The organism is Bradyrhizobium sp. CCBAU 53338, from assembly GCF_015291665.1.
GTDB lineage: Bacteria > Pseudomonadota > Alphaproteobacteria > Rhizobiales > Xanthobacteraceae > Bradyrhizobium.
On record NZ_CP030048.1, the window covers coordinates 5,083,417 to 5,109,789 of the forward strand.

28 protein-coding genes are annotated in these 26,373 nt (G+C 64.0%); 15 read left to right on the plus strand and 13 right to left on the minus strand.

Annotated elements, in window-relative coordinates; genetic code table 11:
- The first annotated feature begins 96 nt into the window (after positions 1-96).
- The 6 genes from XH90_RS23935 (at position 97) to XH90_RS23960 (ending at position 9,657) form a co-directional block, all read left to right on the plus strand.
- Positions 97-2,385 carry a transglycosylase domain-containing protein gene (locus tag XH90_RS23935; RefSeq protein ID WP_194476775.1) on the plus strand — a complete coding sequence of 763 codons (2,289 nt, stop codon included), beginning with the start codon at positions 97-99 and terminating at the stop codon, positions 2,383-2,385.
- Positions 2,386-2,394: 9 nt separating this feature from the next.
- Positions 2,395-2,973, plus strand: a complete 579-nt coding sequence (locus tag XH90_RS23940; RefSeq protein WP_194476776.1) for a DUF1214 domain-containing protein — start codon at positions 2,395-2,397, stop codon at positions 2,971-2,973.
- A complete protein-coding gene (locus XH90_RS23945) occupies positions 2,970-3,554 on the plus strand; it encodes a DUF1254 domain-containing protein (RefSeq protein WP_194476777.1) in 585 nt (194 codons plus the stop codon). Before XH90_RS23940 ends, XH90_RS23945 begins: the two co-directional genes overlap by 4 nt.
- A gap of 451 nt (positions 3,555-4,005) precedes the next feature.
- Entirely contained in the window at positions 4,006-4,845 is an 840-nt protein-coding gene (locus tag XH90_RS23950; RefSeq protein ID WP_194476778.1) for an SAM-dependent methyltransferase, read from the plus strand.
- A gap of 241 nt (positions 4,846-5,086) precedes the next feature.
- A complete protein-coding gene (locus XH90_RS23955) occupies positions 5,087-9,271 on the plus strand; it encodes a GAF domain-containing protein (RefSeq protein ID WP_194476779.1) in 4,185 nt (1,394 codons plus the stop codon).
- The gene (locus XH90_RS23960; protein WP_194476780.1) at positions 9,268-9,657 is read left to right on the plus strand and encodes a response regulator; all 390 of its coding nucleotides are present in this window, start codon (positions 9,268-9,270) and stop codon (positions 9,655-9,657) included. The genes XH90_RS23955 and XH90_RS23960 overlap by 4 nt, the downstream gene beginning before the upstream one ends.
- Before the next feature lie 208 nt (positions 9,658-9,865).
- Here XH90_RS23960 and XH90_RS23965 read toward each other — a convergent pair whose 3' ends face one another.
- The 3 genes from XH90_RS23965 to XH90_RS23975 all read right to left on the minus strand — a co-directional run bounded on the left by XH90_RS23965 (position 9,866) and on the right by XH90_RS23975 (position 12,863).
- Positions 9,866-11,044, minus strand: a complete 1,179-nt coding sequence (locus XH90_RS23965) for an MFS transporter (RefSeq protein WP_194476781.1) — start codon at positions 11,042-11,044, stop codon at positions 9,866-9,868.
- Positions 11,045-11,129: 85 nt separating this feature from the next.
- Positions 11,130-12,497 carry an NAD(P)-binding domain-containing protein gene (locus tag XH90_RS23970; RefSeq protein ID WP_194476782.1) on the minus strand — a complete coding sequence of 456 codons (1,368 nt, stop codon included), beginning with the start codon at positions 12,495-12,497 and terminating at the stop codon, positions 11,130-11,132.
- A gap of 48 nt (positions 12,498-12,545) precedes the next feature.
- A complete protein-coding gene (locus XH90_RS23975; RefSeq protein WP_194476783.1) occupies positions 12,546-12,863 on the minus strand; it encodes a helix-turn-helix transcriptional regulator in 318 nt (105 codons plus the stop codon).
- 125 nt (positions 12,864-12,988) lie between these two features.
- On the opposite strand from XH90_RS23975, the gene XH90_RS23980 reads away from it, so the two are divergent.
- From XH90_RS23980 to arsC, 4 genes are read left to right on the plus strand one after another with little or no spacing between them, the layout of a single operon-like run.
- On the plus strand, positions 12,989-13,351 hold the full coding sequence (locus XH90_RS23980; protein ID WP_194476784.1) for a helix-turn-helix transcriptional regulator: 363 nt from the start codon (positions 12,989-12,991) through the stop codon (positions 13,349-13,351).
- The gene (locus tag XH90_RS23985) at positions 13,344-13,871 is read left to right on the plus strand and encodes an arsenate reductase ArsC (RefSeq protein ID WP_194476785.1); all 528 of its coding nucleotides are present in this window, start codon (positions 13,344-13,346) and stop codon (positions 13,869-13,871) included. Before XH90_RS23980 ends, XH90_RS23985 begins: the two co-directional genes overlap by 8 nt.
- Positions 13,871-14,572, plus strand: a complete 702-nt coding sequence (locus XH90_RS23990) for an MIP/aquaporin family protein (RefSeq protein ID WP_194476786.1) — start codon at positions 13,871-13,873, stop codon at positions 14,570-14,572. The genes XH90_RS23985 and XH90_RS23990 overlap by 1 nt, the downstream gene beginning before the upstream one ends.
- A complete protein-coding gene (gene arsC / locus XH90_RS23995; protein ID WP_194476787.1) occupies positions 14,569-14,970 on the plus strand; it encodes an arsenate reductase (glutaredoxin) in 402 nt (133 codons plus the stop codon). Before XH90_RS23990 ends, arsC begins: the two co-directional genes overlap by 4 nt.
- Positions 14,971-15,039: 69 nt before the next feature.
- On the opposite strand, the gene XH90_RS24000 is transcribed toward arsC, so the two are convergent.
- From XH90_RS24000 to XH90_RS24040, 9 genes are all read right to left on the minus strand, one after another.
- Positions 15,040-15,633 carry a class I SAM-dependent methyltransferase gene (locus tag XH90_RS24000; RefSeq protein WP_194476788.1) on the minus strand — a complete coding sequence of 198 codons (594 nt, stop codon included), beginning with the start codon at positions 15,631-15,633 and terminating at the stop codon, positions 15,040-15,042.
- A 64-nt stretch (positions 15,634-15,697) separates the two neighbouring features.
- Positions 15,698-16,546, minus strand: coding sequence for an SDR family NAD(P)-dependent oxidoreductase (locus XH90_RS24005; protein WP_194476789.1), 849 nt, complete (start codon positions 16,544-16,546; stop codon positions 15,698-15,700).
- 139 nt (positions 16,547-16,685) lie between these two features.
- Positions 16,686-17,702, minus strand: coding sequence for an AraC family transcriptional regulator (locus XH90_RS24010; RefSeq protein ID WP_194476790.1), 1,017 nt, complete (start codon positions 17,700-17,702; stop codon positions 16,686-16,688).
- Positions 17,703-17,711: 9 nt separating this feature from the next.
- The gene (locus XH90_RS24015) at positions 17,712-18,542 is read right to left on the minus strand and encodes an oxidoreductase (RefSeq protein WP_194476791.1); all 831 of its coding nucleotides are present in this window, start codon (positions 18,540-18,542) and stop codon (positions 17,712-17,714) included.
- 199 nt (positions 18,543-18,741) lie between these two features.
- Complete coding sequence (locus tag XH90_RS24020; protein WP_194476792.1) at positions 18,742-19,206, minus strand: DUF2147 domain-containing protein; 465 nt, start codon at positions 19,204-19,206, stop codon at positions 18,742-18,744.
- 173 nt (positions 19,207-19,379) lie between these two features.
- Complete coding sequence (locus XH90_RS24025) at positions 19,380-19,805, minus strand: hypothetical protein (protein WP_194476793.1); 426 nt, start codon at positions 19,803-19,805, stop codon at positions 19,380-19,382.
- Between the two features lie 200 nt (positions 19,806-20,005).
- Positions 20,006-20,233, minus strand: a complete 228-nt coding sequence (locus XH90_RS24030) for a hypothetical protein (protein WP_194476794.1) — start codon at positions 20,231-20,233, stop codon at positions 20,006-20,008.
- 52 nt (positions 20,234-20,285) lie between these two features.
- A complete protein-coding gene (locus XH90_RS24035) occupies positions 20,286-20,468 on the minus strand; it encodes a hypothetical protein (protein ID WP_194476537.1) in 183 nt (60 codons plus the stop codon).
- Positions 20,469-20,640: 172 nt separating this feature from the next.
- Positions 20,641-21,267 (minus strand): LysR family transcriptional regulator, encoded by a 627-nt coding sequence (locus XH90_RS24040; protein WP_194482788.1) that lies wholly within the window; start codon positions 21,265-21,267, stop codon positions 20,641-20,643.
- 129 nt (positions 21,268-21,396) lie between these two features.
- Between XH90_RS24040 and XH90_RS24045 the strand changes: the two genes are divergently transcribed.
- Positions 21,397-21,789 carry a RidA family protein gene (locus XH90_RS24045; protein ID WP_194476795.1) on the plus strand — a complete coding sequence of 131 codons (393 nt, stop codon included), beginning with the start codon at positions 21,397-21,399 and terminating at the stop codon, positions 21,787-21,789.
- A 39-nt stretch (positions 21,790-21,828) separates the two neighbouring features.
- Complete coding sequence (locus tag XH90_RS24050; RefSeq protein ID WP_194476796.1) at positions 21,829-22,518, plus strand: L-2-amino-thiazoline-4-carboxylic acid hydrolase; 690 nt, start codon at positions 21,829-21,831, stop codon at positions 22,516-22,518.
- Between the two features lie 143 nt (positions 22,519-22,661).
- On the opposite strand, the gene XH90_RS24055 is transcribed toward XH90_RS24050, so the two are convergent.
- Positions 22,662-23,567 carry a LysR family transcriptional regulator gene (locus tag XH90_RS24055; protein WP_194476797.1) on the minus strand — a complete coding sequence of 302 codons (906 nt, stop codon included), beginning with the start codon at positions 23,565-23,567 and terminating at the stop codon, positions 22,662-22,664.
- A 123-nt stretch (positions 23,568-23,690) separates the two neighbouring features.
- Here XH90_RS24055 and XH90_RS24060 point away from each other — a divergent pair, with 123 nt between their 5' ends.
- From XH90_RS24060 to XH90_RS24070, 3 genes are all read left to right on the plus strand, one after another.
- Complete coding sequence (locus XH90_RS24060) at positions 23,691-24,578, plus strand: alpha/beta fold hydrolase (RefSeq protein WP_194476798.1); 888 nt, start codon at positions 23,691-23,693, stop codon at positions 24,576-24,578.
- Positions 24,579-24,605: 27 nt separating this feature from the next.
- Positions 24,606-25,787 carry an MFS transporter gene (locus XH90_RS24065; protein ID WP_194476799.1) on the plus strand — a complete coding sequence of 394 codons (1,182 nt, stop codon included), beginning with the start codon at positions 24,606-24,608 and terminating at the stop codon, positions 25,785-25,787.
- A 79-nt stretch (positions 25,788-25,866) separates the two neighbouring features.
- Positions 25,867-26,373: a DUF1993 family protein gene (locus XH90_RS24070; protein WP_194476800.1), complete on the plus strand. Its 507-nt coding sequence runs from the start codon at positions 25,867-25,869 to the stop codon at positions 26,371-26,373.

The following is a 26,373-nucleotide window of genomic DNA, read 5'->3' on the forward strand; positions in this document are numbered from 1 at the left end:
GGCGCCTTGGGTTTGCCGCAACAATCCCGCAAGACGTCTCGATGCCGCCCCGGCCGGGTGCTTGAACGCTGTCGAAGCGAGCCTCAAGGGTTCTAGGTGGTCCAGAACACACCATCCAACTGGAAGAGCAGAGTCCGGAACTTCTTCCTGGACCTCGATGCGCGCATCGACTCCTCGCTGTTCTCCTCCGCCAAGGGCATCCGCGAGCTCTACGAGCGCTACTCGACCTTCATGGACCGCTTCTATGTCGGGCGGTGGAAGCGCTGGGTGTTCATCGAGCCGCTGTCGGAGGCCGCAACGATCGGCCTCGGCGGCATGGTGCTGATGCTGATCCTGGCCATCCCCGCTTTCCGCGAGACCGCGGACGAGGACTGGCTGAAGAAGTCCGACCTCGCCGTGACCTTCCTCGACCGTTACGGCAACCCGATCGGCAGCCGCGGTATCAAACATAACGACTCGATCCCGCTGGAAGACTTTCCGGACGTGCTGATCAAGGCGACGCTCGCCACCGAAGACCGCCGCTTCTACGACCATTTCGGCATCGACATCGCCGGCACCGCGCGCGCGCTCGTCACCAACGCGCAAGCCGGCGGCGTCCGCCAGGGCGGCTCCTCGATCACCCAGCAGCTCGCCAAGAACCTGTTCCTGAGCAACGAGCGCACCATCGAGCGCAAGATCAACGAGGCGTTCCTCGCGGTCTGGCTGGAATGGCGCCTGACCAAGAACGAGATCCTCAAGCTTTACCTGGACCGCGCCTATATGGGCGGCGGCACCTTCGGCGTCGATGGCGCTGCGCATTTCTACTTCAACAAGTCCGCGCGCGACGTGACGCTGGCCGAGGCCGCGATGCTCGCCGGCCTGTTCAAGGCGCCGACCAAATACGCCCCCCACATCAACCTGCCCGCCGCGCGCGCCCGCGCCAACGTCGTGCTCGACAACCTCGTCGATGCCGGCTTCATGACCGAGGGCCAGGTGTTCGGCGCCCGTCGCAACCCGGCCTTCGCGGTCGACCGCCGCGACGAGGCCTCGCCGAACTATTACCTCGACTACGCCTTCGACGAGATGCGCAAGCTCGTCGACACCTTCCCGAAGTCCTACACCGAGCGCGTGTTCGTCGTTCGCCTCGCGATCGACACCAACGTGCAGAAGGCCGCCGAAGACGCGATCGAGAACCAGCTGCGCCAGTTCGGCCGCGACTACCACGCCACGCAAGCCGCGACCGTCGTCGCTGATCTCGACGGCGGCATCCGCGCCATGGTCGGCGGCCGCGATTACGGCGCGAGCCAGTTCAACCGCGCCACCGACGCCTATCGCCAGCCCGGCTCCTCGTTCAAGCCCTACGTCTACACGACGGCTCTCCTCAACGGCTTCACGCCGAACTCGATCGTGGTCGACGGCCCGGTCTGCATCGGCAATTGGTGCCCGCAGAACTATGGCCATTCCTATTCCGGCCCGGTGACGCTGACGCAGGCGATCACGCGCTCGATCAACGTCGTGCCGGTCAAGCTGTCGATCGCGATCGGACAGAAGGAACAGCCGAAGGCGCCGAACCCGGCCAAGATCGGCCGCGCCAAGATCGTCGAGGTCGCGCGCCGCTTCGGCATCAAGGCGCCGCTGCCCGACACGCCGTCCATGCCGATCGGCTCGGACGAAGTCACCGTGCTCGAGCACGCCGTGGCCTACGCGACCTTCCCGAACCGCGGCAAGGCGGTGACGCCGCATGCAATCCTCGAGGTGCGCACCGGCGCCGGCGACCTGGTCTGGCGCTGGGACCGCGACGGTCCGAAGCCGAAGCAGGCGATCCCGCCGAACATCGCCGCCGACATGGCCGGCATGATGAGCCACGTCGTCAGCGAAGGCACTGCGCGCCGCGCCGCACTCGACGGCATTCCGACCGCCGGCAAGACCGGCACGACCAATGCGTATCGCGACGCCTGGTTCGTCGGCTACACCGGCAATTTCACCTGCGCGGTCTGGTACGGCAATGACGACTATTCGCCGACCAACCGCATGACCGGCGGCTCGCTGCCGGCGCAGACCTGGCACGACATCATGGTCGCGGCGCATCAGGGCGTCGAGGTCCGGGAGATTCCCGGCGTCGGCATGGGCCAGAAGCTGCCGCCGCAGCCGAGGGACGCGCAGGCCAACGCGGCGCCGAAGGTGCTTGAGACCAAGCCCGGTCCGCCGCCGGTGCTGACCAAGCGCGGCGCCGACATCCTGGTGCGCGTCGAGAAGATGCTCGACGACGCCGCCAAGACCGCGAACAAATCGGCTGATAACGACAGCCAGCCGGCCAGGCCGGCGTCCTCGACGAGCGCGCTCGCCTTCCCGCAGAATTACGCGGCGGAGGAGAACGCGAACGCATCCACCCCGCGCAAGAACTGATCTGGTCCCGTGCGGCTGATCCTGATCACATTGACGGCCCTTCTGCTCGCGACCGTGGTCGGCGTCGGCGCGACCTGGATGACGACGACCCGCGGCACCGAGATCGGCACACTGACCATCGGCGCCTGGACCGCCCGCCCCCGCACCGGCACCGGCGACGTCGATCCCTATTCGCGCGCCACCATCGTCCGCAACGGCGAACTGCCGATCGGCACCGGCGACGGCGTCGCCTTCACCGCGACCACCGACGACAGGAAGAAGGCGCTCGACGGCCGCTGCGACGTCGTCGTGTCGGGCGTGACGCCGCCGGCGCGGTTCTGGACGCTGACGCTGTACGACCGCAAGGGCCATCTCGTCGCCAACTCGCTTGCCCGCTACGGCTTCACCAGCCAGGAAATCGTGCGCGCCTCGGACGGCTCGTTCGAGATCCACATCGCCGCGCGCTCGCGCGCCGGCAACTGGCTGCCGACCGGCGGCATCGAGCGCTACGCGCTGATGTTCCGCCTCTACGACACGCCGGTCGGGGTGGCGACGCGCACCAAGCGCGACGCGCCGATGCCCAACATTTCGACGGTCGGCTGCTCATGATCCGCCTGGCGTTCACGATTCTTGCCGGTGTGTTGCTGGGCCTCGTGGTCCATCTCGTCAGCGTGCTCGCCCTGCCGCGCATCGCAACCCAGGACGCCTATTCGCGCCTGACGCCGATGACCAAGCTCAACGGCGTGACGCAGCTGCCGCTGGCCGATCCGCAGACGTCACCGATGCCGTTCATGGACCCGGCCTTCGCGCTCGCGATCTGCCGCTATGACCTCGCGGGCGGGCCGATCAAGCTCACCGTGCCGGTGAGCCAGGCCTACACGTCGGTGTCGTTCTACACCCGCAACGAGATCGCCTATTACGCCATCAACGACCGCTCGGCCGGCAAGAAGGTGATCGAGCTTGACCTGATGACGGAAGCGCAGCACAGCGCCCTGCCCGAGGACGAGGAGGTCACCGCGGCCGACCGCCTGATCATCGATTCCCCGACGACGACCGGCCTGATCCTGATGAAGGCGCTCGCCGCCGAGCCCGGCCTGATGCCGCAGGCGCAGGCCACGTTGCAAGCCGCGACCTGCACCCCGCAGACCGAAGCGCCGGCGAAAGCCGAGGCGCCGCGCGGCCGGCGCTGAGGCGCGGGCGTTGCGGCGCCCTCGAAGCAAAAGCTGAAAAACAACCCCATGCACAGTAGCGGCGGCGTTGAAGCGATTGGCAATTCTGACGTCGCATCAAGGAAGGCGTTTGTGCGGCCGAGATTCCCCTTGCTCAGTCGCAGTTTTCCACTTTGACACGTCGGGCAAAACACTGGCAGGATGGCATCATCGAAAATTCTCGGAGCCCGCGCGGAGCAATCCGTCGCGGGCGATTTCATTTCGAGGACAGCTTGCCATGATCAGCCGTCGTCAGTTGGGCGGTCCGGCGTGCCTATGGCATCGCCATCTTGTGCACACACCCGAGAGCCGAGCAGACAAGCCGGCCAAGGTAGCTTTTGACCCTGCAGCGGACGTCGCAGTCCCTGCGGGGGTGCTATAGTTTAAGCCACAACGATGCCGTGAGATCTGCACGCTTTTGGGATAGATCACCATGCGCGATGGACAACCAAGTCAGACGGCTCGGGGAGCGGCGGCTTATCGTGCCATCCACCAAAAACTGGAAGGCGGAGCGATCTTCAAAGACCCACTTGCGTTGAAAATTTTAGACGAAGAGACCGCCGCTGTCTTGGACGAGATCGCTGCCAATGACTCGCTACGACCGTGGCGTTTGTTCATAGCCGCGCGCAGCCGATTTTCCGAGGACGTATTGTCCGATTGCATCACGAGCGGCGTACGTCAGGTCGTGGTGCTGGGTGCGGGCCTCGATACCTTCTCGCTGCGAAATCCTTACGCTGATCTCGGCGTTCGCACATTCGAGGTCGACTACGCCGGGACACAAATGTGGAAACGTGATCGGATGCGGGCCGCAGGTCTCGCCGAGCCGCCGTCACTCGTTTTCGCCCCGGTAAATTTTGAACGAGAAAGCCTCGCGGAGGGGCTGACAAGAGCGGGGTTCAACCTGGACGAGCCTGCGTTCTTTCAATGGCTTGGCGTCGTGCCTTATCTGACGAAAGATGCAGTCTCTTCCACCCTGAAATTCATTTCCAAGGTGCCGCAAACCGCGGTCGTTTTTGACTATGCCGAACCATTCCGCAACTATCCTGCCGAGCGCCGCGCCGACGTCATGGCAACGGCCGCAAGGGCAGCGGCGCGGGGTGAACCTTGGCTCAGCTTTTTCGATCCCATCGAGTTGCTGCAATTGCTGCACGGCGAGGGCTTTAGTGTGATAGAAGATCTTGGACTTCCCGAAATAGCCGAGCGGTTCTACGGCGTCCTGAGGCAAGATATCGTGCTCGGACCCGGTCCGCACATCGTGCGTGCACATCGGTAGTCGATGGCAAATCGGAAAACCGTTCAGGCCAATCTGGACTTCCGGTCATTGTCAATCGAGAAGGCCGTGGCCCCGTATATCCGTTCGCCGGGGTTAGGCCGGACAGTCGTGTGGGCCTCCGCCAGCCCGCATTTTGACGCGGCCATCAGCCGGCTCGGCAGCCGCGATTCCGCTCGTTCACCCCTTCCGGAGTGGTGCGTTCGCCCGATATGATGGCCTTGTTCACCCTCGGGGGGCGGATATGGCGCGGTCAACAAAAGCGGGCGGCAAGAAGAGCGCGACGAAAACGCGCAACGCGCGCTCAGCGAGCGAGTGCGCCCCCGCCGTGACCAAGCGTCCTGTTCGGTCCGCCACCCGCTTGAAGCTTTCAACGGCGTCCGACGTAGAATTGAAAGAGGCCCGTGAGCAGCAGGCAGCGACGGCCGACATCCTCAGGATCATCGCCAGTTCGCCCTCTGACGTGCAGCGGGCTTTTGATGCGATTGCGAAGACTGCAAATCGGCTGCTCGGCGGCTTCTCAACTGCTGTGTTTCGCTTCATCGACAACGCCGCTCACCTCGCGGCCTTCACTCCGATTAGTCCGCTTGCGGACGAAACACTGAGAGCTTCGTTCCCGCGCCCTATTGCCGGCTTTGCGGCGCAGGAACTGGTATACGAAGGCAAAACGATACAAATCCCAGACACCGAGCAGACGCCCCGCGCGCGCACCTTGGCCAGGACGCTCGGCTTTCGGAGTATGGTTTTCGTGCCTTTGCTCAGCAATAGGTCTCCAATCGGCTACATCAGCGTCACGCGCGTAAAAACCGGATCGTTCTCTGAACGCCACCTGGATCTCCTGAAGACATTCGCCAGTCAGGCCGTGATCGCGATCGAGAACGCTCGGCTGTTCAACGAGACACAGGAAGCACTGGAGCAGCAGACGGCGACCTCGGAAGTTCTCGAGGTTATCAGCAGCTCTCCGGGCGATCTGCAGCCGGTCTTCAGGTCGATGCTGAACAACGCTTTGCGGATTTGTGAAGCGAAGTTCGGCCAATTGCTCCTGTTCGATGGCAGGGGATTGTTGCCCGCCGAACTGCACAATACTCCTGCTGAGTACGCTGAACTCTTCAAACGCGGACCACTTGTTGCCGGACCCGACACGGGTCTGGGAAGGCTTGTTGCAAGCAAAGCGGTCATACACATTCCCGACGTGATGTCGGGAACGCTGTATTCTGAAGGCGATCCTCTACGCATTGCGACGGTTGACATATTGCAGGCTCGAACCCTTCTTGCTGTGCCAATGCTCAAGGACGCCGAGCTTGTCGGAGCCGTCGTCATCTATCGTCAGGAAGTTCGACCGTTTAGCGATAGACAAATAAAGCTCGTAACCAATTTCGCGGCCCAGGCGGTCATCGCCATTGAAAACACACGGCTGCTGAAGGAATTGCGCCAACGTACGGACGACCTGCAGGAGTCTCTCCAGCAGCAGACCGCGACCGCCGACGTGCTGAAGGTCATTAGCCGTTCGGCCTTCGACCTGCAAACCGTTCTCGATACGCTGACGGAATCGGCTGCGCGGCTGTGCGAAGCCGAGCGCGGCATGGTCTACCTTCGGCAAGGCGACCAGCTTCACATGTCTGCCAATTTCGGCTTCCCACCCGAGTTGGAGATCTTTGCAAGGACGCATCCTTTCTCCCTCGATGGGTGCAGCACGACCGCGCGCGCGGCCGTGTCCGGGCTCCCTGTCCAAACCGTTGACATCCTTGCGGATGAAACGCAGGGCGATCTTGCGCGCCGCTATCAGCAACTCGGGGAGCACCGAACCAATCTCGGCGTCCCGCTGCGGCGCGACGGCCAGACCATCGGCGTCTTCACGTTGACACGGCAGGTCGTGCGCGCATTCACCGACAAGCAGATCGAATTGGTCCAGACCTTCGCTGACCAGGCTGTCATCGCCATCCAGAACGTCCGCCTGTTCGACGAAGTGCAGGCCAAGACCCGCGACCTCGAGGAAGCCCTGACCTATCAGACCGGCAGCTCCAACATCCTGAACGTGATCGCCTCCTCGCCCACGGACGTCACTCCAGTGCTGCAGGCCATCGTCGAGAGCGCGTGCGAGCTATGCGGAGCTTACGACGCGGCAGTGATGCTGAAGGAGGGCGAGGAGCTATGCCTTGGCGCGCATCATGGCCCAATTCCAATGGGGCGGAGGCGCTGGTCCAACGACCGGACCACGGTCTCTGGCCGCGCAATGGCCGATGGGATTCCGGTACACGTCCACGATATGCTCTCCGACGAATCTGCAGAATTTGTCATCGGGCGTGAAATGTCGCTCGCCGACGGTTGTCATACGCTCGTGGCTGCGCCTCTCTTGCGTGAGGGAGAGGCGATCGGCGCGATCTTGCTACGCCGTACCGATGTGCATCCGTTCAGCGCCAAGCAGATCGCCTTGCTTCAGACCTTCGCCGACCAAGCGGTGATCGCCATCGGCAATGTCCGGTTGTTCGACGAGGTTCAGGCCAAGACGCGCGATCTCGAGGAAGCCCTGACCTACCAGACCGGCAGCTCCAACATACTGAACGTGATCGCCTCCTCGCCGACGAACGTCGCGCCGGTGCTGAAGGCCATCACCGACAGCGCCTGCCAGGTCTGCGAGGCCTACGATGCGGCGGTATTGCTCAAGGACGGCGACGACCTGCGTTTTTCCGCTCATCACGGACCGATCCCGATCGGGTTGGAGAAGTGGCCGATCAACCGCCGCTGGACCGCCGGACGCGCCTTCATCGACAGGAAGCCGGTGCATATCGCCGATCTCCGCGACGAGATAAACGAGGACCTTTCCGACGGCCGGCAGCTCGCGATCACGATGGGACATCGCACCATTCTCAGCGTGCCCCTGCTGCGCGACGAGGAAAGCATCGGCGCGATCGTGCTCCGGCGTACCGAGGTGCATCCCTTCACTGAGAAGCAGGTTGCGCTCCTGCAGACCTTCGCGGACCAGGCGGTGATTGCCATCGGCAATGTCCGCCTGTTCGAGGAGGTGCAAATCAGGACTCGCGAGCTGCAGGAATCGCTGCAACAGCAGACTGCGACGGCGGAGGTGCTCAAGGTCATCAGCCGTGCAACCTTCGATCTGCCGGCCGTCCTGCATGCGTTGGTCGAGACGGCTGCGCGGCTTTGCGCAGCCGACAAGGGAACCATAACTCGGCAGAAGGACGGCATCTTCTATCGTGCCGAATCGTTCGGCTTCTCGGAAGATTTCATGAACTACGTCCGTAGCATACCTGTTGTCGTCGACCGGCATTCAGTGACCGGACGCGCCCTCTTCGAGGGGATCGTCGTCCACATTCCCGACGTCGAGGCAGACGAGGATTATACTTTCCGCGAAGGGCAGCGGCTTGGAGACTTCCGTGCGCTCCTGGGCGTGCCGATGCTGCGCGAGGGTGTACCAATCGGCGTCATCACATTGACACGGACTGACCCGGAGGCGTTCACGGACAAGCAGATCGAGCTCGCCATTACCTTCGCCGACCAAGCGGCGATCGCCATCGAAAACGTCCGGCTGTTCGACGAGGTCCAGGCCCGTACTCGGGAGTTGTCGCAGTCGCTCGACGACCTCCGCAAGGCGCAGGATCGCCTAGTCCAGACCGAGAAGCTCGCGTCGCTCGGCCAGCTCACCGCTGGTATCGCGCACGAGATCAAGAACCCGCTTAATTTTGTCAACAACTTCTCCGCGCTCTCGATCGAGCTCGCTGACGAGCTCGAAGAACTGCTCGATCAAGCAGCGCTCGCCGGGAAACTCCGCGCAGAGGTCGGCGAGCTGACCGGGCTGCTGAAGGACAATCTTTCCAAGATCGTGCAGCACGGCCAGCGCGCCGACTCGATCGTGAAGAACATGCTGCTTCACTCGCGCGAGGGTTCGAGCGAACACCGGCCCACCGATCTGAACGCCTTGGTCGAGGAGAGCCTCAACCTTGCCTATCACGGCGCACGCGCAGAGAGGCCGACGTTCAACGTCACGCTGAGGCGCGACTTCGATCCGGACGCCGGCGCGGTCGAGGTGTTTCCGCAGGAGATCACACGGGTATTGCTCAACCTGATTTCCAACGGTTTTTATGCCGTCAGCAGGCGGGCTGCGGAAGCTGGCGCCGGCTTCGAGCCGGAGCTTACCGCCAGCACGCGTGGCAGCGGCCTGCGTGTCGAGATTCGCATCCGCGACAACGGCACCGGCATCCCGCCGGAGGTCAAGGAGCAGATGTTCAACCCTTTCTTCACGACCAAACCCGCCGGCGAAGGCACCGGACTCGGACTTTCCATTAGCCACGACATCGTCGTGAAACAACATGGTGGCACCATTCACGTCGAAAGTGAGCCCGGCGTATTCACCGAATTCGTCGTTACGTTGCCGCGAGCGACGTCCGCGCAGAAACCAGGGAGCGCGAATTGAGCACGTACATTGTCGTCGTCGACGACGAACCCGATGTCGAAAGCATGTTCCGACAGCATTTCCGGCGGGATCTTCGATCCGGGCGTTTTGCGATGGAATTCGCGCTTTCCGCGCCGTCTGCTCTGGAGCGCGTGAAAGCAATTCCCGATCCATCACTGATCCTGATCCTCTCCGACATCAACATGCCCGGGATGACCGGTCTCGAGATGCTTCCAAAGGTCAGGGCGGAACGTCCGAACGTGCCAGTCATCATGATTACCGCCTACGGGGATGATGCGACCAGAAAGAGGGCGACCGAACTCGGGGCAGCCGGATTGCTTCCCAAGCCGATCGACTTCGACTTGCTCCGCAATGAGATCGACCACCGCCTCGAGGGATCGGTGTAGCTCGTCTATTGGCCCGAAGCTGCGCGGTTTGCGGGTGTCCGCTAGTCCGCCGCAGCCAGTGGACAAGCTGGAGCCTCCTCCGCACAAGGCGCCGGCTCATCTTGACATCAACTGATCCGGCTTAGGCCATGATGCGATGGATCAGTCCGCTCCAATTAAGGGTCCGTGCATGAACGATACGGTGATCCCCGGAGGTTTGAGGCTGCGCTCATGATGGCCGCTTTTCCAAACGCACCATCCGCGCCCAGAGCAGCGCCAGCGGCCCCACCGCGATCCCCACTGCAAGAACGATGAACACCAGCAGCCAGCCGGTTGCGCTCTGCGGGCCGCCGGCGGCGTCGAGCGCGGCGCCCGTCCCCCACGCACCGAGTGCCGACAGGCCGAAACCGACGGTCGAGTGCAGGGCCAGCGTCGCGCCACGATGTTCGGACACCGCGGCGGCCGACATGCCCGCGGTCAGCGCGCCGGAATCGGCCGGCACGGTCAGGCCATAGGCGAGCAGCAGCAGCGCGAGCACTCCTGCCGGCGCCGTCGCGTTGAACCCGATGACCAGCGCGACGCAGGCCGACGCAATCATGACCATCGTGATGGCGCGATGTCGTCCGATTTTCAGCGCGGCCTCGTTGCCGAGGATGCTGGCCGGCATGGAGATCACCGCGAAGCAGAAGCTCATCACGACAGGGCTTAGCCATGACGGCGCCCCCTGATGCGCGATGACGAAGGTCCAGAATCCGACCAGCCAGGTGCGGATGCCGTAGAGCTCGAAACAATGCGCGCCGTAGCCGAGGATGTAACCGAGCGCCTCGCGGTTGGCGAAGACGGGGACGAAGTTGAGCAATCGCCCCACCTTCGGCGCGGGTCGCTGCGCCTGCATCAGAAGGCACGCGACCACCATTGCGACGGGACCGAAGCCGGTCACGACGAAAGCAGTCCGCCATCCCCAACGATCGGCGATGATTTGCGCCACCAGGAACGAGAGGCCGACGCCGACCGAGAAGCTCGACGTGTACAACGTGACGGCCCGCGAGGTGTCGCCGGCAGGCAACCGATCCGTCAGCGCCTTCAATCCCGGCATGTAGGCCCCGGCAAATCCGAGGCCCGCCATGGACCAGATCGCCGTACCCGACCAGAAGCCCTGTGCAAACATGCCGAAAGCCACGGTCGCGAGCCCGCTGGCGATCGAGCCCCAGAGCAGCACGAGCCGCGCATCGATGCGGTCGGTCAACGTCGTCAGCAGAGGCACCGCAAGCATGTAGCCGAAGGCGTAGCCGCTCGCCATCAATCCGCCTTCAGCGGCGGACAACCCCCACGCCGGCATCAAATGCTGCGCCAGATTTGCGGACAACGTGACATGCGGCAGCAAATTGCCGACCTGGCCGATGCACATCACCGCGATGAGAGACCGACCGCGCAGACTACGAATGGCTTCCCCCCTCCTACGACCAAAAAGACGGCGCCCCAGCCGGCACCGCTTAGGCGCAACCGCAGCCGGAAGCGCCGGCCTTCCTTGCCGTTTCGTCGGCGGCACAGCACGCCGTCGCGTCTTGCTTCGCCGGTCCGCCGCAGCAACCTGCGTCCCCGGCCGTCTCGACGCCGCCGCGCGTGCAGACGCCGGTTTCCGGCAGCACGAGCTCGACCCTCGCTGCCGCTTTCTTGTCGCCGGCGATGTCGGCTGCGATCGAGCGGACCTGCTCGTAGCCCGTCATCATCAGGAAGGTCGGCGCGCGGCCGTACGACTTCATGCCGGCGATATAGAAGCCCGGCTCGTCATGAGAGAGCTCACGCGCGCCGTGCGGGCGCACGGTGCCGCAGCTATGTTCGTTGGGATCGATCAGCGGCGCCAGCGCGACCGGCGCCTCGATGGCCGGATCGAGCCGCAGGCGCAGCTCGGACAGAAATGAAAAATCGGGACGGAAGCCCGTCGACACCACCAGTTCGTCCACGACAACGCTGCGCGCACCGCAGCAGGCACCGGCCGATATCTTGAGGCGGCCTTCGGAGTCCGACAGATGCGTGACGCCAAATCCGGTCTCGACCCTGATCTTTCCGGCAGCGACGAGCGCCGCAAAATGAGAACCGAGCTCGCCGCGCGCGGCGAGCTTGTCGTTGCTGCCGCCGCCAAAAGCCTTTGCGGGATCGGCACCGCGCAGCAACCAGATGGCCTTCGTGCCGGACACCTCGTCGGCGAGTTGCACCAGATCGATCAGTGTGCCCACAGCGGAATGGCCGGCGCCGAGCACGGCGACGGTCTTGCCGGCATATCTGGAACGATCGCCGCCGCGCACGTCAGGCATGCCGTAAGCGATGCGGTCCGCGCGCTCGCGTTCACCGATCGCGGGCAGGCCGTTGCTGCCGGCCGGATTGGGAGAGAACCATGTGCCCGACGTGTCGATCACGGCATCAGCGCGCAGCACCTCCGGCCCCTTGCCGTTCTGGTAGCGGATTTCGAAAGGCGCCTGCTCCCTGCCCCTCGTCTTCGCCTTGTCGAAGCCGACGCGGCTGATGGCCGAGACGCGGCTGGAGGTGCGGATCACGTCGCGCAGCGGCGTCCGCGTCGCGAGCGGCTCGAGATATCCCTCCAGCAGTTCGCCGCCGGTGGGATAGGCCTGAGGGTCCGGCGAATTCCAGCCCGTCGGCGCGAGCAGACGCGCTGCGGCCTTGTCGACATTGTATTCCCATGGCGAGAACAGCTGCACGTGCTGCCACTGGCGGATCGCATGCCCCGCTTCCGGCCCGGCCTCCAGCACGATGGGCGACATGCCACGCTCCAGCACATGCGCGGCCGCTGCAAGGCCGACCGGCCCGGCCCCGATGATGGCCACCTTCTTTGCGTCGCTCATCCCGCTACTCCCGTCATTCTAGAATCATCGAATAATTCGGCAAAAAAATCAGGCCGCCGACTGGGCGCCCCCGCACTCGGCTTCGTCCGCGCAACATTCAGCAGCCAGAAAATCCACCAGCCCGCGCATCGCCTCGAAGTTCGCGTGACAAACGAGGGTGGTGGATTCGCGGACCTGGCTGACCAGCCCGACCGCAACCAGAGACTTGATGTGATGAGACAGCGTCGATGCCGGAATCTTCAGCTTGTCCTGCAGGCGGCCGACCGGCATGCCGGAGTGTCCTGCCCGCACCAGGGCGCGATAGATCTGGAGCCGGGTCCGGTTACCCAAGGCTTCCAGGCGTGCTGCTGCGTCGTCGATCTTCATGGCACGCATCATGCGCCCGTCCGCACCCGGCCGTCAACCGTATTTCTAGAATGTTCGAAATACCGTTGCGATCCACGCGAGGTTTCGGATTGACGCCCCGCCAATAATTCCATAAGTCTGGATATATGGAAACTGAAGAAGCCGTGCTTGCGCTCGCTGCGCTGTCGCAGTCGACCCGTCTGGAGGCGTTCCGGACGCTGGTCAGGCACGAACCCGACGGTCTGGCGGCCGGCGACCTCGCCCGCCTCCTGGAGGTGCCCCAGAACACCCTCTCGGCGCATCTGTCGATCCTGAGCCGCGCGCGCCTCGTGTCGTCCGAACGGCAGAGCCGCTCGATCATCTACCGCGCCAATCTCGGCGAGTTTCGCGACGTCGCGGTTTTCCTGCTGCGCGATTGCTGCGGCGGGCGGCCGGAAGTCTGCGAGCCGGTCGTCGAGAGCCTGCAAGCCTGCTGCTCTCCAAAGCGAAGGGGGAAGGCCCGTGCCTGATCAAACCTACAATGTCCTGTTTCTGTGCACCGGCAATTCGGCGCGCTCGATCCTCGCCGAGTCGATTCTTCGCAAGGACGGCGCCGGCCGCTTCCAGTCCTTCTCCGCCGGCAGCACGCCGAAAGGCGCGGTGCATCCACTGGCACTGCGCACGCTGGCAAGCATGGACTATCCCGCCGACGGGATGCGGTCGAAAAGCTGGCTGGAGTTCGCCGCTCCGGATGCGCCGGTGATGGATTTCGTCTTCACCGTTTGCGACAACGCCGCAGGTGAAGCTTGTCCGATCTGGCCGGGTCAGCCGATGACGGCGCACTGGGGCATCGAGGATCCCGCCGCCGCAGAGGGCTCGGACCTGGAAAGGCAGGCGGCCTTCGTCACGGCCTTCCGCTATCTCAAGAATCGGATCGACACCTTTGTGAACCTCCCGATGAGAAGCATCGACAAGCTCTCGCTCGGCACCAGGCTGCGCGAGATCGGCCGCTCCGATGGCGCGACACGTCCAGAGCCGAAGGCCGGCTGATGGACAGTTTCGATCTTTCGCGGCGCCTCGCGGCCGAGGCGCTCGGCACCGGCATTCTCGTCGCCACCGTGGTCGGCTCCGGTATCATGGCGGAAACGCTGACCAAGGACGTCGCGCTTGCACTGCTCTGCAACACCTTGCCGACCGGCGCCATCCTGGTCGTCCTGATCACGGTGCTCGGTCCGATCTCCGGCGCGCATTTCAATCCGGCGGTCACGCTGGTCTTCACCGGCAAGCGCGAGCTTCCGGTGAATGAGGCCGCCCTCTACGTGATGGCGCAGATTGCCGGCGGCATCGCAGGCACGATGGCGGCGCACCTGATGTTCGGACTGCCCCTGCTCGATGTCTCGACGAAGGTTCGAACCGGCGGACCGCAATGGTTCGCCGAAGCCGTCGCCGCCTTCGGCCTGGTCGCGACGATCCTGGCCGGGATCCGCTTTCAGCGGACGGCGGTCCCCTGGCTGGTCGGGCTCTACATCACCGCGGCCTACTGGTTCACCGCCTCGACCTCGTTCGCCAACCCGGCCGTCGCCATCGCGCGGTCTCTGACAAACACGTTCTCGGGCATTCGTCCCGTCGACCTGACCGGATTCATTCTCGCGGAACTCTGCGGAGCGTTCGCCGGCATGCTGTTGATGAACTGGCTGCTCGGACATTCCAATGCACGCGGCCCCGTCCCAATCGCGGAAACAAACCGATGAGCGTCACGATCTATCACAACCCCGACTGCGGCACCTCGCGCAATACGCTGGCGATGATCCGGCAGAGCGGCGTCGAGCCTGACGTCATCGAATACCTCAAGACGCCGCCTTCGCGCGAAACGCTCGAGCAGCTGATCGCGGCGATGGGAGTGCCCGTCCGGGCGTTGCTGCGCGAGAAAGGCACGCCCTACAAGGACCTCGGCCTCGCCGATCCCAAATGGACGGACGACGAACTGATCGACCGGATGCTCGCGCACCCGATCCTGATCAACCGCCCGATCGTGGTGACGCCGAAGGGTACGCGCTTGTGCAGGCCCTCGGAGGCGGTCGTCGATCTCCTGGACAATCCCGTCGGCCGGTTCGTGAAGGAAGACGGCGAGGTCGTCGAAGCGCGATAGGCCCCTTCGGCCTACCGCTCCTCGGTCGGATGCACCCATTTGTATGGCGTGATGCTGCGGGTCGCTTTTTCAGGACATCGCCGATGATCGATGGCGACGCCGGATGCGATAGACGGACGCCGGAGGGACGTTCAATGCCGTTCGTCCGACGAGGCTCGCCTTCAGGCCGAGCCGATCGAGGATCGGCCGAGGCACCGGACAGCGCGGTCCATAGGTGAACTGGTAGAGCGCGCCGCCTTCCTGCATGTGACGGAATGCCCCGGAGAGAATGGCTATCACCTTTCGCGGCGACATCGACAGAAGCGGCAGGCCGCTGACGACAGCGGACGCAGGCGCCGTGAAACGTTCGTATTGAGAGAGCCGGCGTGCATCCATCCAGAGCACGCGCGCCCTCGGGAACCGCTCCTGCAAGAGCCGGACGAAATCCGAGCCGTATTCCACGAGCAGCAAATCGCGCTCCGGCACACCGCGTTGAATGAGCGCCTTCGTGAAGATACCGGTGCCTGGCCCGAGCTCGATCACCGGCCCCCGGCCAGGTACGACCTCCTGCGTGATCAGCCGGGCGAGCGACTGCCCCGATGGCGCGATGGCGGAGACCTGCCAGGGATTGGAGATGTACGAGCGGAAGAACTGGAAAAAGTCTGCGACTGCGGTGGCGTTCATCACAATCCTCTCTCCGTTCGCGGCAGGCGAACGGACGCGGTTTCACGGAAGGCGCCTCGGGCTTCTACGACGCGATGTTGTGCTGCCTGGCCTCGCCCTGGGCGGCGTTGGATACCGTCTCCCAGGCTTCCCAGATGGCGAGACGATCGGCATAAGCGGCGCGGGCGCGCGGCAGGCCTTCCGTGCCGACGAAGAGACGTAACGGAGGCGCCTCGGAGTCCACTACCTTCAAGACGGCATCCGCTGTTGCTTCCGGATCGCCAAACGCGAACCTGGCGCCCGCCGCGAACACCTCCGCGCGGATGTTGCCGTAGGCGTTGATGGCGGGTGAAATCCTGAGCGATGCCATGCTGGCGAACCCGGTGGCATAGGCGCCAGGCTCGAGCAGCGTGACCTTGATCCCGAACCCCTTGACTTCCTGCGCCAGGCTCTCGTGCAGCGCTTCGACCGCGAATTTGGAGGCGTTGTAGAAACCGGTGATGGGACCTGCGACGATGCCCGCGACGCTCGACACACCAATGATATGCCCATAGCCCTGTCGCCGCAGCAGGGGAAGCGCGGCCTGAATGACCCGGAGGGAGCCGAAGAAGTTCGTATCGAACTCGGCGCGGACATCCGCCTCGTGCGCCTCCTCGATCGCCCCAACCAGCGCATAGCCCGCGTTGTTGAGGACGACGTCAAGCTTTCCGAAATGCGCGTGAGCCCTGGTCACGGCATTTTGCACCGCCTGGGCGTTGGTGACATCAAGCGCGACCGGCAGCACCGCATCGCCGTAACTTTCCGAGAGGTCCGCGACATCTGCGAAGATTCGGGCTGTTGCCGCGACCTTGTCGCCGCGCTTGAGCGCAGCCTCCGCCCAGATGCGCCCAAAGCCGCGGGATGCCCCCGTGATGAACCAGACTTTACCAGACATGTCGATTTCCTCGTTCGTTGAACTTCAACTCTCGGGGGTGTCGTACAGCCGAACCATCCTGATGACAGCGACAGAGCACGCCAACCAACTTGCGACACGCGCCAAAGCCAGTGTGGAGAGAGCGTCCCCGGTCTGCGACTTAGTGAAGCTTGTCGCCGTGCAGCTCTCGCCAGCGGCTGGGCGTCACGCCTTCCCAATAACGAAAGGCGCGATAGAAGGAGCTCGCATCCTGATAGCCGAGCAGGCACGCGACCTCGTCGATGTCGGTGGTCGGATCCGACAGCAATTGCCGTCCGAGCTCCTGGCGCGCCTCGACCAGCAGCTCACGGAAGCTCGAACCTTCCTCGGTAATGCGGCGCTGAAGGGTCCGGTCGCTGGTGCCGAGGTCGCGCGCGACGTCCGACAATTCAGGGCGCCCGCTCGCAAGGCTCCTCTTCAGGACAACCTTCACCTGCTCCTTGATGGAGCTGCGGGCTTGCAGCTCGCCCAACGCCGACGCCAATGCCGGCGTCAGGATATCGAGCAGCTCCTGGTTGTGCCCGGGAAACGGACGGTCGAGGTCCGCAGATTTCAGAATGAGACTATTTCGTGCCGCGCCATAGCGGATCGGGCAATCAAAATAGTTCTGATAGACGTCGCTCCTGGGTCGAGCACGTACCAGCTCGACCCGCTTCGGTGTCACATGCTGCCCCGTACCCCGGCGCCCTAGTTCAACGAGGGACGCAAAGGTCACGTCCGTCGAGATCGCGGGCTCCGGATCGGTCGCGTACGGCCATTCGACCGTGATCGTGCACTCGCCCTTGCCTTCCTTCAGCCGCGGCTGCTCGGGCGAGCAAAGCCGCTTGAACCGCGCGATGCGATGCAGTCCGTCACGATAGTCTCTCGCATAGAATGCAGCGAGGCTCGATGGCGGATGAACGGCCGTGTCGGCGCTCTGGACCAGCTTGAGGCCGAGCCCGGGCTCCGGCTTCAGCTCCTCAAGGGCCCGCCAAAGCGCAAAGAACTGGTCCGTGGTGACCAGCCCCTGTTCGTTCAGATGCAAGGTCGCCGGCAATTTGGCTTGCCGCAACAGTGCGGCCGGCGGAACGCCGATATGATCGACGGCCTGCCAAAAGGCGCGGGGAACCTTGCATCTGTCTGCGGCTGCTCCACTCATCGTCGATCCCTAGCGCATCTGGCTCATGATGACGCGGTCGAACACACGGTCGCCGAGCCAGGCGCGAATCTTGATCATGGGCAAGGCATACTTGCCCGCAACGTAACGTGTACGCGGCTTGGCCGCTTTCAGGGCCCAGGATACAACACCGGCGATGACATCCGGCTTCGTGCCGCGTCCGTGATCGTAGGCATCCCGCGTCGATTTCGCGACCGCTTGCGTGAGCTTGGCATAAGGCCCCGTACCGGAGCGATCGAGCAGCCCCCCGGCAACCACGTCACCGAACCCCGTCTCGATCAGGCCGGGCTCGATGATGACGACCTTGATGCCGAACGGGGCGAGTTCGAGCCTCAGGCAATCGGACCAGCCTTCCAATGCATGCTTGGTCGCGTGATACCAGGCGCCCAGCAGGGTGTAGATCTTGCCGCCCATCGAGGTGACGTTGACGATGGTTCCCGAGCGCCTCTCTCTCATCTTCGGCAGCAGAAGCTGCGTTAACCGGGCAGCGCCGAACAGATTCACTTCGAACTGATATCGCGCCTCGTCGAGGCCGACGTCCTCAACGGGACCGTAGAGCCCGAACCCCGCGTTGTTCACCAGCACATCCACGCCATCGGCTTCGTCGAGGATGGTTTGAACGGCTGCCGTGATGTCGGCGTCCCTGGAGATGTCCATGCGCAACGTCCTCGCACCGAGCCGTGCGAGATCGTCCATCTTCTCGACGCTGCGCGCGGCGGCGTAGACCTGGAAGCCGTCCTTGATCAGACGCCTGGCGATTTCCTTCCCCATGCCGGATGAGGCTCCGGTCACAAGCGCCGTTCGTTTCGATGTCGTGGACATGATGACCTCTCTTCATTCTGATTTTTGTTCTGCTGCCTCCACGAACCGAAGTGACTAGCCGAGTGCGCCAATAGACTTGCACATCACGCCATTGCTGGCGATAGCGTCAAACGCCTGGACTTCCTCGTTTTTCAAAAGGAAAAGCGCGACACCAGGGGGTCGCGCTTTCGAAAGAACGGTTTGAGATGCCAGAAACGACTTACCCGCGAGCGCGGTGGAAAGAGCGGGTCTGCCCCATCGCCGGGAGCCCGAGATATCCTCTGAGGTGCATCTTGCCGTCCTTGACGGTGGCCTTGCAGTTGTAGCCGGATGAGGCGTCATAGATCGAGCCGCCGCTCCACTCGCCGTCCTCCCAGCGCAATCCGGTGATGAAGATGATGTTCTTCAGCGACCGCGCGCGCAAACCCGGATCGGGATTCCTGGCGTCCTTCTTGAAGGTGACGTTGTCGGCTTCCACGATCTCGTTGCCGTAGAGCATGCGCGCCTGGAACTCCGTTCCAGCCCTGAACATGTCGAGCTTCACCGTGCCGTCGTCTGCTTCCCATGTTCCGACAATTGCCTCGGGACCTGCCGGCTCGCCATGGGCCATCGGAATGAGCCCGACGTTCAAGGCTGCCATGAGCAGGAAGATGGAGGATCGACGCGTGAACGTAGAGCTTTGCATAATGCGTTTCCAGATTTGCGGGGACACAGGAGTGATCGAGCCTTGGCTCGTGGTCTCGCAGGCATCTGTAGATTTCGCTGTCGGCCGCGGCAGCGGCAGAAAGCGCCAGCCGAATTGCGCGGCGCGCCAATTGGGGCCGGCGTCAAGCTCGGCGGAGCGCTGCCATCATGGCTCTACCGCTCCTCGGTCGGATGCACCCATTTGTACGGCGTGATGCTGCGGGTTTCGGTCAGCTTGATCATGTGGACCGGCGGTGCGGAGCGTCCCTTCCGGCATGACCGGCACTTCAGCGACGCTTCGAGCTTCCAGATCGGCGTATCGCGCGGACGGCGGATCGCATCGAGCGGCAGGCTCGCGCGCGACTTGCACCTGTTGCACTCGACCTCGAGCCAGCCCAGGCCGCCGTTGAGACATTGCGCGATCGTCGGCGACGGCTGCGAGGGACCGCCGTAGCCTTCCATCCGCACCGACCAGGCTTCCGCCTCGGCGCGATCGGCCTCGCGCACGGCTTTCTTCGCTTCCTCGCGCGCATGCTTGGCGGAAATCTCCGCACCCATGATGCGGCCGCTCCAGATGACCTCGCGTGATTTGGTGCTCATGCCGCGATCAAAGCAACGTGACAACGCGCTGGCAAATTATCGATCGCTGGTAGGTCGGATCCGCAAGTCGCTACTGCGTGTCGTGGGTGTGGACAACCGATCGCTCGGGCCGCATGGCGACGCGACAACAGGGCCGAAAAAGAAAGAGGCCGCCAACCGAGGCAGCCTCTCCTTTCGCGATCGAGTTTAAGGCGATGGGATCAGAAGGGCGGCTGGCCGGGGCCCGATCCCGGACCGAACGGGCCGCGCTGGTTGCCCGGGCCCTGCAAGCCGCCAAAGATCAGGCCGCCGACCCACTCGACGGCACTCTTGATGGCGCCGCCGATGGCGCGGAAGGCGTCGCCGAGCCAGTTGCCGCCGACGATCGTTTCGAGCTCCGCATCGGTCAGTTCGATGATTTCCGATTTTCCATGGTCGAGGTTCAGCATTGTGGTCACTCCGGTTCAAATTGTGTGTGTCAGAAAGGTTGAGGTGTGGTGCTCAGCCGTGAAAGATGCCGCCGGGCAGCCAGGGGTTCGGGCCGGCGGGCTGATGGGTGGTGATCCGTCCATTGACGATCCACGGACCGATGCAGCCGCCATCATTGATGAAGCCACCGCACACGGTCTCCAGTTCACGGTCGTCCAGCTCTTTGTGGTTCCGATTGCTGCTGCGCTCAGTCATTTCTCTCTCCCGTTGTCCAAGGAGGGTGCCATCCCCTCGCATCTGGTGGTCACAGGAGTAGCGCAGGCGGTTCTGTTAGACTGTGATACGGGTCACGCAGGCAAAAGAGCCGCTTTCAAGCGCAAATGATCAAGCCGGAAATGACGAAGTGGCCGATTGCGCGCCTGCTTTCTCAGCTTCCGACACCGCCGACCAATCGCGGACGGCCGACAGCGTGCGCCTTCTCATCCGCCATAGTGCGCAGCCAGGCGCGAAAGCCGACGATCTCGGGGCAATCCGCGGTGCCCTCGGGCGCGATCAGCCAATCGCCGCGACCTGTTCCTTCGCTGATCCTGTTGCAGCGATAGCCGGGATGATGGCCGAGGCTGCGGGCGATCAAGAGGTCGACCTTGCCCTCGACCAGTTCGTGCAGGCCGGCGGGCTGGAGCACGCGCAAGCCGATCTCCGCATGCACGTCGCGAAACGCTGCCAGATCGAGCCGGCGCAGATCGAAGCCGGCATGGACGCCCAATTGCAGCAGCAACGCACCTGACGGCTTCAATTGCGAGGTCGCCTCCGCGATGTGGCGAAAGCCCTCGGAGACGCCGGGCAGATAGGCCTGGCCTGCCGCGGTCAGGATGAGCTGCTTGTGCAGCCGTTCGAACAGCTGCACGCCGAGGCGCGCCTCCAGTGCCTTCACCTGCTGCCCGACAGCGGCGGGCGTCACATGCAACTCGTGCGCGGCCAGCTTGAAACTGAGATGGCGCGCGGCGGCCTCGAAGGCGCGGAGCGCGTTGAGCGGTGGAAGGGCGTAGGTCATCGCGACGGAGTTTGACACTGATGGACCGCCGTCTTGCAATAGATTTTCTTGCGCTGAACCGCAGGAATGATGCTTTGCGCCGCCGTGATGTCGCCGGATACGGTCGGCCCGCAATCAGGAGAAACCCCCATGGCCCCAGCCCACATCGTCAGCCACAATCCCGCAACGGTCCACCCGCCCGCCGGCGGCTACTGCATGGGACTTGAACTGAAGCAGCATCGCCGCCTGCTGTTCATCAGCGGTCAGGTGCCCGAGAGACCTGACGGCACCGTGCCCGAAGGATTCGAGGCGCAATGCGAGCAAGCCTGGCGCAACGTCAAGGAGGTGCTCGCCTCCGCCGGTCTTGGCGTCGAGCATCTGGTCAAGGTCAACACGTTCCTGACCGACCGGGCTCAACTCGTGACCAACCGCACCATTCGCCGCGCGGCGCTCGGGGACCATCAGCCTGCGCTAACGGTCATCGTCGCCGAGACCGTCAACGGCAAATGGCTGCTCGAGATCGAGGCGATCGCCGCGGAATGACGTGCCTGATGTCCAACAAGCCAGAGATGCGAGGCTGCCATGGCTGAGATCCATCCCTTCTACCAGCAGCATCGCGGCGCGATGGAAGCCGCGATGCGCCATCGGCTCGACCTGGCCGAGGCGATGCTGCGCGAGCGCGCTGACATCACCGGCATCGACGGCATCAGGCGCGAGGTGATGGACGAATTCGCCATCGTGCTCACCCAGACGCCCTATGTCGGCGGCACCGCAAGCCGCATGACCGATTTCTTCATGCGCCTGATCGGCTTCATGGCGATCAGCCGCGTGCTGCGGCGGCACGGCGTGCCGCTGCCCGTGATCGGCGAGATCGAGCGGGAAACCTACAAGGCGCAATTGCTCGACGTGCCCGAAGCGGAACGTCTCGCCGCGGGCGATCAATTCATGTCCGCGGAGAACCAGGCGCTGCTGCGCGAGCACGCGGCAAAGAGCACGACAGAAAGCCATCAGGCGGAGTTTCCGGAGGACTTCGTCTACGATTTCGTCGCGCCGGGCCCGGATGACGGTTTCGAATTCGGTATCAACTACCGTGCCTGCGGCTTCTGCAAATTCGCTGGCCGCCATGGCGACGAGGAGATTTTGCCCAACATTTGCGGGCTCGATTTCGACGCCTATGCAACGCGCGGCATCCGCCTGGAACGGACGCAGACGCTGGCGGGCGGCGCCAGCCACTGCAATTTCCGCTTCTCGCGGCTGCAACGCGACGGTTGATTTCACCCTCCATGGCGTCAACGTCGCGTGCCTCGACGGAACGAGCCCGTTCGATTTCGCCGACGCGCGTCATGGACGGCGTCAACCACACCAGCGACACCGACAAGCCGCCAGGCCGGCACGCTGCGCTTCGTCCCCGAGGACTAAAGCCTCGCCTGCGCCAGCCGTTCGCGCAGGCGCGGGACGACGAAATCGACGAAGGCGCGGAGCTTGAGCGGCAAGCGGCTTTGCGTGTCGTAGACGAGATGCACGGGGCGAAGCTGCGGCTCGAAGGCCTCGAGCACGACGGCGAGACGCCCTGCCCGCACGTGCTCGGCGATCTGATACGACACCGCCCGCACGAGGCCAGCGCCCGCGAGCGCGGCATCGATGGCGGCATCGATGGTGTTGACGCCGAGGCGCGAGCGGAACGAGACGGTCTTCTCGGTGCCGTCATGCTCGAAGGTCCAGGTGCTCAGCGCCGACACGCTCTGGAACGAGACCAGACGATGTTTTTCCAGATCGTCGAGCGTTTCAGGAATTCCGTTGGCGGCGAGATAGTCCGGGCTCGCACAGATGACATGCCGGACCTCGCCGACGCGCGTTGCGATCAGACTGCTGTCCGGCAAGAGACCAAGACGCAGGGCGACATCGACCTGGTCTTCGAGGAAATGCGCAACGCGGTCGGTGAGGACCAGCCCGACCGACACCTCGGAAAACGCCTCAAGGAAGCGCGTCACCACCGGCAGCACGTGCATCCGGCCGAACATGATCGGCGCGGTGACGACGAGGTCGCCCTTCGGCTCGCTGTATTCGCCTGCGGCCGCGCGCTCGGCCTCGGACAGCTGTTCGAGGATCGATTTCGCTGAGGTGACGTAGGACCGCCCGGCCGGGGTCAGCTCCAGGCCCTTGGCGGAGCGGATCAGCAGTGTCGCCTTCAGATGCGCTTCCAGCTCGGCAACCTTGCGGCTGACGGTCGCCAGCGGCAGCCGCAATTCGCGGCTGGCCTTGGACAGACTGCCGTTCTCGACGGCCGCGAGCAGCACCGACATGGCATCCAGGCGGTCCATAGGGCCTTCCACTAAACGAGAGGGTTCCTCCCGATCCTAGCGGCTGCCGGGCATTCCCGGAAAGCCCCAAAAGAGCGGCACCGCTCGCCGCCGGCGGCCGGACAGCCAAAAAAAGGGAAACCCATGCCCCACCCGACGCTCCATCGCACCGCCACCGTGAACGGCCGCAAGGTGTTTTACCGCGAGGCCGGAGACCCGGCGTCCCCGACCATCCTGCTCCTGCACGGCCTGCCGACCTCCAGCCAGATGTTCCGCGATCTGATGCCGGCACTGGCCGACCGCTTCCATCTAATCGCGCCCGACTACATCGGCTTCGGACATTCCGACGCGCCGCCGCGCAATGAGTTCACCTACACCTTCGACAATCTCGCCGCCCATGTCGCCGGCCTCATCGAGGCCCTCGGGCTTACCTCCTACATTCTCTACATGCAGGACTATGGTGGCCCGATCGGCTTCCGCCTGTTCACACAGCGGCCTTCGCAGGTGAAGGGCTTCATCATCCAGAACGCCAACGCCTACATGGAAGGCGTCGGCGACGCGCCCAGGAAGGTGCTGCTGCCGCTGTGGGAGAACCGCAACGCCGAGACGGAGAAGCCCGCGCGGGAGTTCGTCAGCATCGAGGGCACCAAGTTTCATTGGCTCGTCGGCGCGAAGAACCCCGAGGCCATCAATCCCGACAACTGGATCCTCGACCAGGCACTGCTCGATCGGCCGGGCACGCAGGATTACCAGGTCGACCTGCTCGAGAATTACAAGAGCAACGTCGCGCTCTATCCGGAGTGGCAGGCCGCCTTCCGCCAGCACCAGCCGAAGACGCTCATTGTCTGGGGCAAGCACGACCCGTTCTTCATCCCGCCCGGCGCCCGCGCCTACCTCAACGACCTGCCGGATACAAAGCTGGTCTGGCTCGATAGCGGACATTTCGTGCTCGACGAAAACGTCGCGCAGGTCGCCTGCGAGATCAAGGCGCGGTTCGCGCCACAGCATCCAGCGGCAAACGCTGCCGCCTGAACAATCCAGACATCAAGGACAACGACAATGGACCGCCGTCTTCTCGTTCTCTCGATCGGCATGTTCGCGCTCGGCACCGATAGTTTTGTCGTGGCTGGCGTGCTGCCCGAAATCGCCCGCCATTTCGACGTCAGCATTGGCGCTGCCGGGCAGATGACCACGATCTACTCGGTCACCTTCGCGCTGCTGTCGCCGACCATCGCCGCGCTCGCGGCGGGCGTCTCGCGCAAGACCATGCTGATCGCGGGCGCCGCCGTCTTCGTGCTGGCGAACCTTGCGACAGCGGTCTCGCCGACCTTCGCCATAGCGCTAATGACTCGCGCGCTCGCCGGCGTTGGTGCCGCGATGTTCTCACCGACCGCGACGGGATCCGCCGCCATGCTGGTGCCGCCGGAGCGACGCGGCTACGCGCTCTCCATCGTGGTCGCCGGCCTGACCCTGTCGACCGCGTTGGGCTCGCCTGCCGGCGCCGTCATCGGCGGCCTCGGCGACTGGCGCTACACGATGCTGTTCGTGGCCGCGCTTGGCACGGCGGCCGGTCTCGGTGTCTGGACTTTCCTCGCTGAAGTGCCGCTGCCGCCGGCGGTCTCGCTGTCGAAGCGCCTCGCACCACTGGCCGACTCCCGGATTCTGCTGACGCTGGCGACGACGCTCGTCAATCTCAGCGGCATCTTCACGGTCTACACCTACTTCGCCGTGGCCTTCGACCGCGCCATCGGCAACGACGCGCTGGTGCTGGGAACCCTGCTCGTGCTCTGGGGCGCCGGCGGCACGATCGCAAACCTCGCCTTCGGTCGGCTCATCGATCGTATCGGTTCGCGCATGGTGATCCTGTCGACGCTGGTCGTGCTCGCCATCGTCAGCGCCTCGATGCCTTGGACCAGCGCCAGCCTGTGGACCGCCATTCCGGTCGTCGCGATCTGGGGCGCCGCTGGCTGGGGCCTGCTGGTGCCGCAGCAATATCGCCTCGTTGCGCTCGCTCCGTCGATTGCGCCCGTCCTGCTTGGGCTCAACACCGCCGGTTCGTTCTTCGGCATGTCGGCGGCGGGCCTGATCGGTGCGGTGGCGATCCCGCTGGTCGGCGCGCACCATCTCGGCTTTGTCGGCGCAGGGCTTGCGGTTCTCGCTTTCATCCTCGCAGAACTCGCGACACTCCGCATCTCCGCTGCCGATAATTCCCGTACCGCGACGTGCAGTGTGCCGGCGTAGCGCGTAAAGAATCCATCGGGGCCGGTGCCACAGGCATCGGCCTCCGCGACGTGACCGCTCAATGTCAGGGAAGACGCCCATGTATTACGACGTCGTTTCACAGTGCAGGCAAAACCTCGCCAATCTGCTGACCTGCCTAGACAAAGCCGAGCAGCATGCGGCCGCAAAAAAGTTCGATGTCGCGGTGCTCATGCACAGCCGCCTCGCACCCGACATGCAGGACTTCACCTATCAGGTCCAAAGCGCTTGCAACTACGTCAAGGCCGCGGCCGCCTGGTTGTCGGGTCAGACGCCGCCACGACATGAAGACAACGAACGCACCATCGACGAGCTGCGCGCCCGCATCAAAAAGACGATCGCCTTCGTGGAGAGCGTCCCCGAGAGGGAATATGCCAATGCGAGCGAGCAGAAGGTGAGGCTCTCCTGGGCACCAGGAAGGTTTCTCGGCGGCCGGGATTATTTCCTGCAGATGACGATCCCTAACACCTACTTCCACATCTCCATGGCCTACGCCATCCTGCGTCACAACGGCGTCGACATCGGCAAGCAGGATTATCTGAGACCGATCAATTTCGTCGAAGGGTGA